Source organism: Nioella nitratireducens, from assembly GCF_001879715.1.
Classification (GTDB): Bacteria; Pseudomonadota; Alphaproteobacteria; order Rhodobacterales; family Rhodobacteraceae; genus Nioella; species Nioella nitratireducens.
In genome coordinates, this window is the sequence record NZ_MNBW01000009.1 from 1 (window position 1) to 11,504 (window position 11,504).

The following is an 11,504-nucleotide window of genomic DNA, read 5'->3' on the forward strand; positions in this document are numbered from 1 at the left end:
GGCCTGGCGCATCTCGAACACGCTGGAGGCCGACTTCTGTGTCGAGGCACTGAACGAGGCCATCCACAAGTTCGGGCCGCCCGAGATAATGAATACCGATCAGGGATCGCAGTTCACGTCCTTTGCATGGACAGACCGACTGCGCAGGAGCGGTGTGCGGATCTCGATGGACGGAAAGGGGCGCTTCCTGGACAATATCTTCATCGAGCGGCTCTGGCGGACCCTGAAATACGAGTGCGTCTACCTGCATGCTTGGGAAACCGGATCAGAGGCGAAAGCCGGTGTCGGCAGGTGGATCGAGTTCTACAACCGCAAGCGCCCCCATTCCGCCCTTGGCGGCAAACCCCCGGCCGTGGTCTACTGGCTGCGAAAAGACGAAACCCAAACCGGTCAGCAGGTGCAACGAGTAGCTTGATTTACGCCAGATCCTGTCCAACCGATGGGGAGTAGCTCAGAGGGCGGAACCGCTCGCCGTCCGGTGCACAAGCATCTTCATGCTGCCACCTCCTTTTTACCGATGTGCCGGAAGAATGCCGCGCGATCCTGGGCGCTCATGGCCTCGAAGGATGCGAGGGCGTATGCCTTGATTTCGGAGCGGTTGGCGTGAGAGGCCCAAAGACGCGCTTCATCCATGCCACCAAAGAGGGGCGGCACTGGCACGCCAGCCGATCCTATGGCGGCAGCCGCCGTTGCCTCGGCTTTGTCCTGGGCGAGTGTCGTCAGAGCGGCGAATGCCAGCCCGGCGCGCTCGGTTTCTGAAAGCCGAGCGGCAGAAAGAAGGCGGAAATTCATCCAGGCTTCGATAGTGCCAAGCGTCAGACAATAGCCGAGCGCCCGCGCCATGCGCTTGTGCTCGGGCTTGATGTAATGGCTGAGGCTCGAGGTGGCGCGGCGGGTGTTCTTGTGTCCCGAACGCCCCTCTAACCCATTGTTCTCAAATGCGCCGAAATCGGGCTGTGTGTCCCAGCTTGACCCCTGAAATTGCTTAGGAAATTGGCGAAGTTCGAATCCTGCCGGGGTCACCCTGTTTCCGGTTTGCCAGCCTTAGTCGAGGATCATAACCAGACCCTCGCGCACGAGGCGGCGGATCAGCACGGCGCGGCCTTCGGTGTCAAGGTCGCCGGGCAGGTCGCCCAAGGTGAAGCGCGGGGTTGTGATGGCGTAGGTCAGCGGGTCTTTCGCATAGGCGGGCAGAGTGATGACTGTGCCTTGGCACGAGAGGCCGACGCTGTCGTCTTCTCCGTCTTTTCCGGGCGTGTCGGTAAGGCGATAGATCAGGTTCGGACGCGCGCCGAGGGCGGTGGATTCGTTCAGCCCGTCCATGCGGGAGAGCTGCGCCATCTGGTTATGGGCGCGCGGCAGGCGGGTTCCGATGAAATCGGCACTGAATTCGTTCAGGATCGGCGGCAGGGTGGCGCCCGAGATACGCCCCAGAAGAGCGGCGAATTTGGCCTCGGCGCCGGACATGTCAAAGCCTTCGTTGGCGAAACCGGGCGGCAGGCTTTCGCGGAAGGCGGAGTCGTTCAGCGCCAGCTTGCGCACCGCCTCGACCATCACGTCGGCCCAGGACCGGGTCATCAGGCCGGTTGTGATGTGCAGCGAGGTTTGATCGGTCGAAACCGCGTCATGGGTCAGACCGCGTGGCACATAGACCATATCGCCCGGTTCCAGAACGAAGCGGTCGGTTTCCTCGCCGATCGGCACGTCATGGGGGTTGAAGCCCTGTTCCTGCAACGGCAGGTGCACCGGTGTGTCGTAGATGCGCCATTCCTTGGTGCCTTCGACTTGCAACACCAGCACGTCATGGCCGTCGTAGTGCGCCTTGAAGCCCTGGCTATGGGCCGGGGTCAGGTAGATGTTGGTCTGGACCCGGGCGGAAAAGACTTTTTCCAAGGCGCGGCAGAACTCGGCCAGCTTCGGCAGCCGTTCCTGCAAGTTCGACATGATGATGGTCGCGCCCTCGTCGAACAGCTTGCTGACGGACAGCGGATCGGTGAAGCCGCTTTCATAGGCGAAATCGGCTGCGGTAATGTCCCGGTCGGCCTGCACGACATTCACCTCGGGCGTGCTGAGGCCGAGGGTGGTGACGGCCCAGTCAATGTCGGCTGTGGACAGCAGGCTGGAGTAGTAGTCAGGTTGCCCCCGGCGGATGACGAGGTGCTTTTTCTCAAAACTGTCGGCGAAGAAGGCGTCACGTGTGACCGGGGCAATCACCTGATCGAAACTCATGGACATCTTTGGCGGTCTCCAATGGCAATATGATGCTTTTTTGTAGCTATGCGCAGATTTTGTGTTGGTGCAACGGTCGTTGGAACGTAGGTCGGTCTCAAAGATATTGACCGGATTGCGGGAAGCCACTATACTTCGTGTGTTTTATACATACACATAAGGCAGCGCGAAAGGCCACCTGAAATGACGAAGACCCCCAAAAAAGATCAGAAGTCCCTGACCGACGCAGATATCTCGACCGCCCGCCCGGCGCGTCGCGCGTTCCTGGGCCTGATGGCCGCCGGTGGCGGCGCGGCCATTGTGGCCCTGACCCCCACCAATGCACAGGCCGCTGACATCGACAACGGCTCTTGGACCGACAACGGTGCCTGCCCGCGCGGCAGCGGCGGCGTTTACTCCGGCTACACCGACAGCGACAACGGCAACCTGACCGATGCCGCCGGTTATGGTCGCGGTGCGCCCTACTGCTGAGGTGTTGCCTTTGCCTCGCTAACACTGCGGGCTGACTATGATACACTCTATCCGCGCAGGGCCATTTGGCTTGCGCGGATCGTTTCTTTTCGGGGGGGCGGAATGTCTGGAACCAACAAGACGCTGACAGAGGATGATATCGTGTCGCGCCCGGCGCGGCGGTGGGTTCTGGGGCTGGCCGTGGCTGGCGGGGCGATGGCCCTGATGCCGACGCGGGCGCAGGCCGCCGATGGCGATACCGGTTCCTGGACCGATGGCACGGCCTGCCCGCGCGGGCCGGGCGGTACCTGGACCGGCGCCACCGACAGCGACAATGGCGCGATCTCGGATCGCAGCGGCTATGGCCGGGGGCAGCCCAATTCTTGCTGACGGGGCTCAGATCATCTTGATGACGTCCTTGTCGATGGCCAGCATATAACCCCGACGGGCAATGTTCTTGACCAGAAGTTCGCTGACCATCTGGTTTCCGAGCGTGTCGCGCAGGCGCTTGATGCGGGTCGCACCGGCAGCCTCTTCGCAATCGGCGGCGGCCTTGCCTGACACCATTGATTCGATCTCGGCCCCCGACAACACGTCGTCGTCCATTCGCGCCTCGGCCAGCACGGCGAGGGTTTCCATCGCGGCGGCGGTCAGCTTGAATTCCATGTTGTTGAGGTACACCACGCCTTCTTCACGGCTGACCACCAGCGACGAGACCTGAATGCCCGATTTCTCGATTTCGTGCATCCGGCGGTTGAGCGTGATGATCGTGACCAGAAAGACAAGGCAGGCCACCAGAAGCGCCGTGGCGAAAAGGATCAGGACGAAGATGATGGCCCGATAGCTGGCGAGCACCTTGGAAAAGGTGGTGCCGGATTGGGCGAGGATTTCCAGAATCCGGATCGACTCGGTCGTCGTCAATGCATCGTTGACGAGGAAGATCTCGCGCACCGCGTCGTTGAACTCGTTGGCGTCCGGAAGATAGGAAAACAGCAAGACCGCCGCCACCGTAAGGATGGCGACGACTGCGACGATCCCAAGCTGGATGACTCGGGTGGCGGTGATCCGCGATTCAGAAGCGGAGGTAGTATTGTCCTGCACGTGCTCTCCTCGAATCCAACCCGGCCTCGTCAAAGACCGACATGACTTCCAGAAGTTGCCAGCCGCCCGTGAGACGGCCCGAGATATAGGACTGGGCTGCGCCGACAGAGCAGGCATTCGCTGGCAACTCAATCACACCGTAATGCAGGCGGAGCGGGTTATCCATCGTTGCCTTGTAGTCGGCGTAGCAGTTTGCGTTGGCCGCGGTGGCGATGCCCAGAAGGGCGAGGGAGAGGAGAAGCTGTTTCATCATGGTTCCCAGTTAGGGCGAACCGGCGTGGTCATTCAATATCAAGGGTTTGCGCGTGCCATGTTATTCGATAGCGGGGCGCTGATATTGCCTGTCCGAGTGGCTTGGATGGATTGTGGACAAGGACCGCGACTCTTGCGGTTTTTCATGACCTGTTCCCATCCCTCCTTGAAGACCCGGAGAAAACCCATGTTGAAATCCCTTCCCAAGCGCGTCGCTGCCCTGGGTCTGGCCGCAACCATCGCCGTCACGGGCGTAGCCGCCAGTTCCTCGCCCGCGCGTGCCGATAACGATAACCTTTTGCGATTCCTCGGTGGCGCAGCCGCCATTGCCATCATTGCCGGTGCCGTCGAAGCCAACCGCAACACGCGCCATCACGGCCACACCTATGTGCCCGCGCAGCCGCCGGTGACCCGCTATGGCTACGGCTATGGCTACACGCCGCCACCGCCGCCGCCGGTTCCCGTGCCGCTGTTGCCGAACCGGCGCCTGACCCTGCCCGGATCGTGCTTCAACTGGTTCGAGGGCCCCAATGGCCGCGTGCGTGGCTTTGGCGCGCATTGCCTCTACCAGCACGGCAACGGCTACGCGTCCCTGCCCAACAGCTGCCGGGACGAAGTGTTCACCTATCACGGTTGGCGCGATGTCTATGACGCGCAGTGCCTGTATCGCCACGGCTACGTCCGGTCGTGACCTGACCCCCTTTCGAGCAGGGCCAAGGCGGGCGGCGGGGTTTGACCTCGCCGCCATTTTGCTTGTGCCGCTGACCCTCGCATGGTTTCTGAGGGCATGAGCGACGGACCCGATCTTTTCTTTGAAATTCAGGCTGGTGGTCGTGTGGCCGGGGTGGACGAGGTCGGGCGCGGCCCGCTGGCTGGCCCGGTGACGGCGGCGGCCGTGGTGCTGAACCCCGCCGCCATTCCCGAAGGGCTGAACGATTCCAAGAAGCTGACGGCCCGCAAGCGCACGGCATTGATCGAGCTTTTGCTGGCGCATGCCGAGGTCTCGCTCGGGTGGGCCAGCGTCGAGGAAATCGACGCACTGAACATCCGCAACGCGACGTTTCTGGCGATGCAGAGGGCACTGGCGGGCTTGGCCCAGGTCGATCACGCGCTGATTGACGGCAACGCGATTCCCCCCGACCTGCCATGCCCCGCAACGGCCATCGTGAAAGGCGACGGGCGCAGCCTGTCCATCTCGGCGGCCTCGATCGCGGCGAAGGTCGCGCGGGATGATCACATGCGGGCGCTTGGGCAACAGTTTCCGGGTTACGGCTGGGACCGGAACGCCGGGTATCCGACAGCGGACCATAGGCAGGCCTTGCTAGATATTGGTGTTAGCCCCCACCATAGACGCAGCTTCAAGCCGGTCCACAATATCTTGTATCAAGATAAATCTATAACCTCCTGATTCAAAAAAGAAATTGACGACGAATCACCTTTGACTCATCTTTGGTGGTACAAAACAGCGCCCAAAAGAGGCGTGAGCCAGAGGCAGTATGATGAGCAAACCCAAACGAACGGAGGCCCCAGTGCTTCCGCTGAATACCATTTTGTCCGGGGACTGCATCGACCAGATGAACAGCCTGCCGGAATCGTCGGTGGATCTGATCTTCGCGGACCCGCCCTATAACCTGCAACTCAAAGGCAACCTGCATCGCCCCGACAATTCGATGGTCGATGCGGTGGATGACCATTGGGACCAGTTCGACAGCTTCGCCATCTATGACGCGTTCACGCGCGAATGGCTCAAGGCAGCAAACCGGCTGCTCAAGCCCAACGGGGCGATCTGGGTGATCGGCAGCTATCACAACATCTTCCGCGTGGGGGCCGAGCTTCAGAACCAGGGCTATTGGATTCTGAACGACGTGGTGTGGCGCAAGTCGAACCCGATGCCGAACTTTCGCGGCAAGCGGCTGACCAATGCCCATGAAACCCTGATCTGGGCCTCGAAATCCGAAGGGGCGAAATACACCTTCAATTACGAGGCGCTGAAGGCGTTGAACGAAGGCGTGCAGATGCGGTCGGATTGGGTTCTGCCGATCTGCAACGGGCATGAGCGGATCAAGGACCACAAGGGCGACAAAGCCCATCCGACGCAGAAGCCCGAAAGCCTGCTGCACCGGATTCTGGTGGCGACGACCAATCCCGGTGACGTGGTGCTCGATCCGTTCTTCGGCACCGGCACGACTGGTGCGGTGGCCAAGAAACTGGGCCGTGATTTCATTGGGATCGAGCGCGAGGACGCCTATCGAGAGGTGGCCGAGAAACGGCTCAAGGATATTCGCCGTTTCGACCGCTCGTCGCTGGAGGTCAGCACCTCGAAACGTGCCGAGCCAAGGGTGCCCTTTGGCCAGTTGGTCGAGCGCGGCCTGCTGACCCCCGGCGAAGAACTGGTCAGCCCGCGCGGCAAGATCGCCAAGATCCGGGCCGATGGCACGTTGGTCGTGTCGAACACCAAAGGCTCGATCCATCAGGTGGGTGCCAAGCTGGAGGGCGCGCCCTCGTGCAACGGCTGGACCTATTGGCACTTCCGCCGGGATGGAAAGACGGTCCCAATCGACCTTCTGCGTCAGCAGATCCGGTCGGAACTGAGCGGCTAGGCGTTCAACAAGAATACCGCCGGTGCCCCGCGGCCTGACCGTCGGGGGCACGCATCCTTGCCCCGCCAACCCATTGGATTGGCGGGGTCTTTTGGTATCAGGTCGCCCCCTGCTACATTGGCGTGCGGCCCTTGTCATAGGCCCGCCAGTCGGTGATTTCAGGATAATACATCTGCCGCCAGCGCTGCACGCGCGGGTTCATCCGCTTGCGCCACAGGCTGGGGACCAGGGCCATTGCCGTCATCGCGGGATAGCCGAGCGGCAATTGCGGGGCGTCAGCCTCGGAATAGGTTTGCAGCAGCGGAAACCGGCGGCTCGGCTTGTAGTGGTGGTCGGAATGGCGTTGCAGATTGATCAAGAGCCAGTTCGAGACGCGATGCGAGGCGTTCCAGCTGTGACGCGGCTGCACATGCTCGTATTTGCCGTTTCCAAGGTGTTTGCGGGTCAGGCCGTAGTGCTCGATATAGTTCGTCAGTTCGAGGAACGAGATGGCGAAAAAGGCTTGCAGCAGGAACAGCGCCAACCCCGGAAGTCCCCCAAGTATCAGAGCCAAAACGATAAATCCGGCTTGCAGTGCCCAGTAGCGCCAGAACGGGTTGGATTTGTGGTGCCATTGCAGCCCTTTGCGGGCCAGCATCGCTTTTTCCGCCCGGAAGGACGACCGCCAGCAGGCGGGCAGGATGCGGGCGAAGAAGTGATAAAAACCCTCATTATATCTGGCAGTTACGGGGTCTCGGGGGGTGCCGACATGGACGTGGTGGACCAGCAGGTGTTCGCTGCGGAAATGGCTGTAGAGGACGGAAGCCATCAAAAGGTCGCCAAGCCAGCGTTCCAGCGGTGGTTTCTGATGCATCAGCTCATGTGCATAGACGATGCCGACGCCGCCGGACATGATGCCAACCCCATAGAACAACAGGATTTTTTCCCAACCGGCGATTTGTCCGAAATGGGTGACGTACCAGACGAGGCCCAGTTGGGTGCTGATTTGCAGCGGGAACCAGATGAGTGTGATCAGGCGATACCAAAACAGCCCCGTTTCGGGCGTTTCCGGGTCGGGATTGGCGGTGTTCAGGCCGCTTGCTGCATCTAAAATAGTTGTCAAAACAATAGCGTAGAGAGGCGTCAGCACCAGTGCCCACCCGCCGACAGTGGCACCGAACCAGACCAGTGGCACCAGCGCGATGGTGATCCAGAAGGGCAGGGCATTTTGCAGCTTCACAACCTGTTGGGCAGGGATCATCGCGGGGCCTTTTTGACAGTTGCGTCGGAAATTTCTGACGGCGGTGTCGGAAAATCTTCACGGATCAGTGTGACCCGAGTTCGGGTTTAGCTCAATCCTCGGGCCATGCGCCTTGCGCAAGGTCAAACGCCTTGCGCATCACGGTGGGCAGGTTGGCGGGGCGGAATTGGTCGCGCGGCAGGAAGGTGCCTCGGGCGGGGTTGGCGGTTTCGACCGTGGCCAGCCGCAAGGACAGGCGCAGGTGGAAATGGGTGAAGGTATGGCGCACCTCCAGCTCTGGGTTGTGCCAGTCGGTGTCCAGCGGCGGGGATTCCGCCGGGGTGGCCTCGGTCCAGTCGGTTCCGGGCCATCCCAGCATCCCCCCAAGCAGCCCCTTGTCGGGCCGGGTTTCCAGCAGCCACGCGCCATCGGCGCGGCGGGCCAGATAGGCGATGCCGCGCCGGGTTGGCTTGGTCTTTTTCGGGGCTTTGCGGGGCAGGTCGGCGGCGATGCCCTGCGCGCGGGCCTGACAGGGGGCGCGCAGGGGGCAGATGCCGCACGCGGGGTTGCGCGGGGTGCAGATGGTGGCGCCGAGGTCCATCACCGCTTGCGCGTGATCGCCGGGGCGGTCCTGCGGCGTGACCGAGGCCGCACGGGCCTTGAGCACCAGTTTGACCTCTGGCAACGGGTCGGTTTCCGCGAAGACGCGGGACATGACGCGTTCCACGTTGCCGTCCATCACGACGGCGGGCCGGTCAAAGGCGATCGAGGCGATGGCAGCGGCGGTGTAGGGGCCGATTCCGGGAAGGTTTTGCAACGCGTCTTCGGTGTCGGGAAAGCGCCCGTCCAGATCAACCGCCACCACCCGCGCGCATTTCAGCAGGTTTCGGGCGCGGGCGTAATATCCCAGCCCCGCCCATTCGCCCATCACGGTGGCATCTTCCGCCGCCGCCAGATCGGCCACAGTGGGCCAAAGCGTTGTAAAGCGATGGAAATAGTCCTTCACCGCCGCGACGGTGGTCTGCTGCAGCATGACTTCGGACAGCCAGACGCGGTAGGGATCGGGCAGCACGCTGGCGCGGCGATCCTCTGGCGCGACGCGCCACGGCAGCACGCGGGCGTGGACATCATACCAGTCCAGCAAGACGGCGCTGAAATCTTCGTCACGCAAGTTTTATGTGCCCCTATCGTCTCGGCCATTGGTTCCCCTTGCCGGGAAGGATAGATTGAGCCGACAGAAAGGAAACCCCATGGCTGCCGCCAAACCTTCCATTCCTGCCCGACCGACCCGCCGCAAGCGCGGGTTCGAGGCCGCGTCGAAACTGGTCGCGGGGCATTTGCGCGGTCCGCTGGACAAACGCGGGTTTTCCGAGACCAAGCTGATCACCCATTGGGCCGGGATCGTGGGGCCCGATATCGCCGCCTGCGCGATGCCGGTGAAGATCACCCATTCGCGCGCCGGGATCGGCACCACGCTGGTTTTGCTGACGACCGGAGGCCATGCGCCGCTGCTTGAGATGCAAAAGGACACGATCCGCCAGAAGGTGAACGCCTGCTATGGTTATAACGCGGTCAGCAAGATCCATATCACGCAAACCGCCCCCACGGGCTTTGCAGAGGGGCAGGTGCAGTTCGCCGCGCGAGACAAGCCGCGCCCGGCCCCGACGCCCGAAATCCTGACCGCCGCACATGCAGCGGCTGCCCCGATACACGACGACCGGCTGAAAGAGGCGCTTGAACGCCTTGCCCGGAACGTTCTAACCAAGAACAGCCATTGAGGAGAGTATTTTGATGACCCGAACCCTCGTTCTATCCGCCCTGTCCGCCGTCATGGTGGCGCTTGGCGGCTACGTCTACCTGTCGATGTCGCAGCAGGTGGTCAGCGATCAGACCCGGCTGCCGCTGATGGCGGTTGGCGCGCAGGAAACCGACGAGTCGTCGGATGCCGCCGCAGCCGACGCCACCGCGCAGGAGGCCGATACCCCCGAAGTGATGGAAATGGTCGAGGGCTCGCCCGATGCGCCGATCACGGTGATCGAATATGCCTCGCTGACCTGCCCGCATTGCGCGCGCTTCAGCCAAGAGGTCTATCCGCAATTGGTGGAGAACTACGTCGATACCGGCCAAGTCCAGTTCGTCCTGCGCGAAGTCTATTTCGACCGCTACGGCCTGTGGGCCGGGATGGTCGCGCGCTGTGGCGGGCCGTTGCGCTATTTCGGCATCGTCGAGATGATGTTCGAAGAGCAGCGGGACTGGGTGCAGGGCGAACCGGCGGATGTGGCCGAGAACCTGCGCCGTATTGGCCGCCGTGCCGGGCTGAGCGATGACCAGTTGGAGCAATGCCTGAGTGATAACGCCATGGCGCAGGCGATGGTCACCCTGTCGACCGAGCAATCGACGGCTGACGAGATTCAGGGCACCCCGAGCTTTGTCATCAACGGTGAGCTTTACAGCAACATGAGCTATGCCGATTTCTCGGAACTGCTCGACGGTATGCTGGCCGACAGTCAGGAATGACGGCTCCGCTCGAAGGGCTGAAAGTCCTTGAACTCGCCCGTATTCTGGCCGGCCCCTGGGCGGGTCAGACCCTGTCCGACCTTGGCGCCGAGGTGACCAAGGTCGAAAGCCCCGCCGGCGATGACACGCGCCAGTGGGGCCCCCCGTTCATCGAGCGGGACGGCGACCGGACGGCGGCCTATTTCCATTCCTGCAACCGGGGAAAGCACTCGGTCGTGGCCGATTTCCGCACCCCCGAGGGGCAGGAATTCGTTCGCGGGCTGGCGGCCGAGTCCGATATCCTGATCGAGAATTTCAAGTTGGGTGGGCTGGAGAAATACGGGCTGGACTACGAGAGCCTCGCAAAGATCAACCCGCGCCTGATCTATTGCTCGATCACCGGGTTCGGGCAGACGGGGCCGTATGCGCACCGGGCGGGCTATGACTACATCATTCAGGGCATGTCGGGGCTGATGTCGATCACCGGCGACCCCGAGGGCCAGCCGCAGCGCGTGGGCGTGGCGGTGACCGATATCGTGACGGGGCTGTATTCCGTGAACGGCATCCTCGCGGCGCTCTATCAGCGGGAACGCACAGGGCGCGGGCAGCATGTGGACATGGCCCTGCTGGATTGCGCGGTGTCGATCACGGCCAACCAGGCGATGAACTACCTCGCCACGGGAACACCGCCGGGGCGGACCGGGAACTATCACCCGAACCTGACGCCCTACCAGGTGTTCGATTGCTCGGACGGGTTCATCATCATCGCCACCGGCAATGACGGGCAATATCGGCGGCTGTGCCGGTTGCTCGGGCTGGAGGATATGGCCGAAGCACCGGACTACCTGACCAATGCCGACCGGATCGCCAACCGCGACGAGATGATCCGCCGCCTGACCGAGCGCACCCTGCAACGGACCAAGGCCGATCTTTTGGCGGCCTGCGAGGCCGAGGGCGTGCCCGCAGGGCCGATCAACGACATGGCCGAGGTTTTTGCCGATCCACAGGTCGCTGCGCGCGGAATGCGGTTGGACCTGGACGGGGTGCCAGGGGTGCGCTCGCCGTTCCGGTTTTCGGAGGCCGGGCTGAAGCTGGACAAGGCATCGCCCAAGCTGGGAGAAGGGTAAGCGGGGGGTTTGACGGGGTCGATCCGCGCG

The 11,504-nt window shown here is 62.4% G+C and carries 15 protein-coding genes; 9 read left to right on the forward strand and 6 right to left on the reverse strand.

Annotated features, from left to right (window positions below):
• The coding region (locus BKY27_RS10305; RefSeq protein WP_146636224.1) for an integrase core domain-containing protein at positions 1-415 on the forward strand (415 nt) is incomplete at its 5' end.
• A 77-nt stretch (positions 416-492) separates the two neighbouring features.
• Here BKY27_RS10305 and BKY27_RS10310 read toward each other — a convergent pair.
• Both BKY27_RS10310 and BKY27_RS10315 read right to left on the reverse strand, forming a co-directional pair.
• Positions 493-1,023, reverse strand: coding sequence for a hypothetical protein (locus BKY27_RS10310; protein WP_071674400.1), 531 nt, complete (start codon positions 1,021-1,023; stop codon positions 493-495).
• 21 nt (positions 1,024-1,044) lie between these two features.
• Positions 1,045-2,235, reverse strand: coding sequence for a cupin domain-containing protein (locus BKY27_RS10315; RefSeq protein WP_084667936.1), 1,191 nt, complete (start codon positions 2,233-2,235; stop codon positions 1,045-1,047).
• Between the two features lie 177 nt (positions 2,236-2,412).
• Here BKY27_RS10315 and BKY27_RS10320 point away from each other — a divergent pair, with 177 nt between their 5' ends.
• Positions 2,413-2,700 carry a hypothetical protein gene (locus BKY27_RS10320; RefSeq protein ID WP_071674402.1) on the forward strand — a complete coding sequence of 96 codons (288 nt, stop codon included), beginning with the start codon at positions 2,413-2,415 and terminating at the stop codon, positions 2,698-2,700.
• 102 nt (positions 2,701-2,802) lie between these two features.
• Entirely contained in the window at positions 2,803-3,069 is a 267-nt protein-coding gene (locus tag BKY27_RS10325) for a hypothetical protein (protein ID WP_071674403.1), read from the forward strand.
• 6 nt (positions 3,070-3,075) lie between these two features.
• Here the strand turns inward: BKY27_RS10325 and BKY27_RS10330 are convergent, their stop codons facing one another.
• Entirely contained in the window at positions 3,076-3,780 is a 705-nt protein-coding gene (locus tag BKY27_RS10330) for a winged helix-turn-helix domain-containing protein (RefSeq protein WP_071674404.1), read from the reverse strand.
• A complete protein-coding gene (locus BKY27_RS10335; RefSeq protein ID WP_324609994.1) occupies positions 3,752-4,033 on the reverse strand; it encodes a hypothetical protein in 282 nt (93 codons plus the stop codon). Before BKY27_RS10335 ends, BKY27_RS10330 begins: the two co-directional genes overlap by 29 nt.
• Positions 4,034-4,219: 186 nt before the next feature.
• On the opposite strand from BKY27_RS10335, the gene BKY27_RS10340 reads away from it, so the two are divergent.
• From BKY27_RS10340 to BKY27_RS10350, 3 genes are all read left to right on the forward strand, one after another.
• A complete protein-coding gene (locus BKY27_RS10340; protein WP_071674405.1) occupies positions 4,220-4,723 on the forward strand; it encodes a hypothetical protein in 504 nt (167 codons plus the stop codon).
• A gap of 96 nt (positions 4,724-4,819) precedes the next feature.
• Positions 4,820-5,440 carry a ribonuclease HII gene (locus tag BKY27_RS10345; protein ID WP_071674406.1) on the forward strand — a complete coding sequence of 207 codons (621 nt, stop codon included), beginning with the start codon at positions 4,820-4,822 and terminating at the stop codon, positions 5,438-5,440.
• An 88-nt stretch (positions 5,441-5,528) separates the two neighbouring features.
• On the forward strand, positions 5,529-6,632 hold the full coding sequence (locus BKY27_RS10350; RefSeq protein ID WP_071674407.1) for a site-specific DNA-methyltransferase: 1,104 nt from the start codon (positions 5,529-5,531) through the stop codon (positions 6,630-6,632).
• 112 nt (positions 6,633-6,744) lie between these two features.
• Here the strand turns inward: BKY27_RS10350 and BKY27_RS10355 are convergent, their stop codons facing one another.
• Together BKY27_RS10355 and mutY are read right to left on the reverse strand one after the other, a co-directional pair.
• The gene (locus tag BKY27_RS10355; protein WP_071674408.1) at positions 6,745-7,872 is read right to left on the reverse strand and encodes an alkane 1-monooxygenase; all 1,128 of its coding nucleotides are present in this window, start codon (positions 7,870-7,872) and stop codon (positions 6,745-6,747) included.
• A 91-nt stretch (positions 7,873-7,963) separates the two neighbouring features.
• Positions 7,964-9,022 (reverse strand): A/G-specific adenine glycosylase, encoded by a 1,059-nt coding sequence (mutY, locus tag BKY27_RS10360; RefSeq protein WP_071674409.1) that lies wholly within the window; start codon positions 9,020-9,022, stop codon positions 7,964-7,966.
• A 79-nt stretch (positions 9,023-9,101) separates the two neighbouring features.
• Between mutY and BKY27_RS10365 the strand changes: the two genes are divergently transcribed.
• From BKY27_RS10365 to BKY27_RS10375, 3 genes are read left to right on the forward strand one after another with little or no spacing between them, the layout of a single operon-like run.
• Positions 9,102-9,629: a DUF721 domain-containing protein gene (locus tag BKY27_RS10365; RefSeq protein WP_071674410.1), complete on the forward strand. Its 528-nt coding sequence runs from the start codon at positions 9,102-9,104 to the stop codon at positions 9,627-9,629.
• A gap of 13 nt (positions 9,630-9,642) precedes the next feature.
• Entirely contained in the window at positions 9,643-10,368 is a 726-nt protein-coding gene (locus BKY27_RS10370) for a DsbA family protein (RefSeq protein WP_071674411.1), read from the forward strand.
• On the forward strand, positions 10,365-11,474 hold the full coding sequence (locus BKY27_RS10375) for a CaiB/BaiF CoA transferase family protein (RefSeq protein WP_071674412.1): 1,110 nt from the start codon (positions 10,365-10,367) through the stop codon (positions 11,472-11,474). Before BKY27_RS10370 ends, BKY27_RS10375 begins: the two co-directional genes overlap by 4 nt.
• Positions 11,475-11,504: the final 30 nt, after the last annotated feature.

What these genes read in the sequence shown, in the direction of transcription:
- BKY27_RS10350 (WP_071674407.1), top strand. Translation starts at nt 5,529, where the DNA reads ATGATGAGCAAACCCAAACGAACGGAGGCCCCAGTGCTTCCGCTGAAT.
- BKY27_RS10355 (WP_071674408.1), bottom strand. Translation starts at nt 7,872, where the DNA reads ATGATCCCTGCCCAACAGGTTGTGAAGCTGCAAAATGCCCTGCCCTTC.
- BKY27_RS10320 (WP_071674402.1), top strand. Translation starts at nt 2,413, where the DNA reads ATGACGAAGACCCCCAAAAAAGATCAGAAGTCCCTGACCGACGCAGAT.
- BKY27_RS10375 (WP_071674412.1), top strand. Translation starts at nt 10,365, where the DNA reads ATGACGGCTCCGCTCGAAGGGCTGAAAGTCCTTGAACTCGCCCGTATT.
- BKY27_RS10325 (WP_071674403.1), top strand. Translation starts at nt 2,803, where the DNA reads ATGTCTGGAACCAACAAGACGCTGACAGAGGATGATATCGTGTCGCGC.
- BKY27_RS10370 (WP_071674411.1), top strand. Translation starts at nt 9,643, where the DNA reads ATGACCCGAACCCTCGTTCTATCCGCCCTGTCCGCCGTCATGGTGGCG.
- BKY27_RS10315 (WP_084667936.1), bottom strand. Translation starts at nt 2,235, where the DNA reads ATGTCCATGAGTTTCGATCAGGTGATTGCCCCGGTCACACGTGACGCC.
- BKY27_RS10365 (WP_071674410.1), top strand. Translation starts at nt 9,102, where the DNA reads ATGGCTGCCGCCAAACCTTCCATTCCTGCCCGACCGACCCGCCGCAAG.
- BKY27_RS10335 (WP_324609994.1), bottom strand. Translation starts at nt 4,033, where the DNA reads ATGATGAAACAGCTTCTCCTCTCCCTCGCCCTTCTGGGCATCGCCACC.
- BKY27_RS10340 (WP_071674405.1), top strand. Translation starts at nt 4,220, where the DNA reads ATGTTGAAATCCCTTCCCAAGCGCGTCGCTGCCCTGGGTCTGGCCGCA.
- BKY27_RS10345 (WP_071674406.1), top strand. Translation starts at nt 4,820, where the DNA reads ATGAGCGACGGACCCGATCTTTTCTTTGAAATTCAGGCTGGTGGTCGT.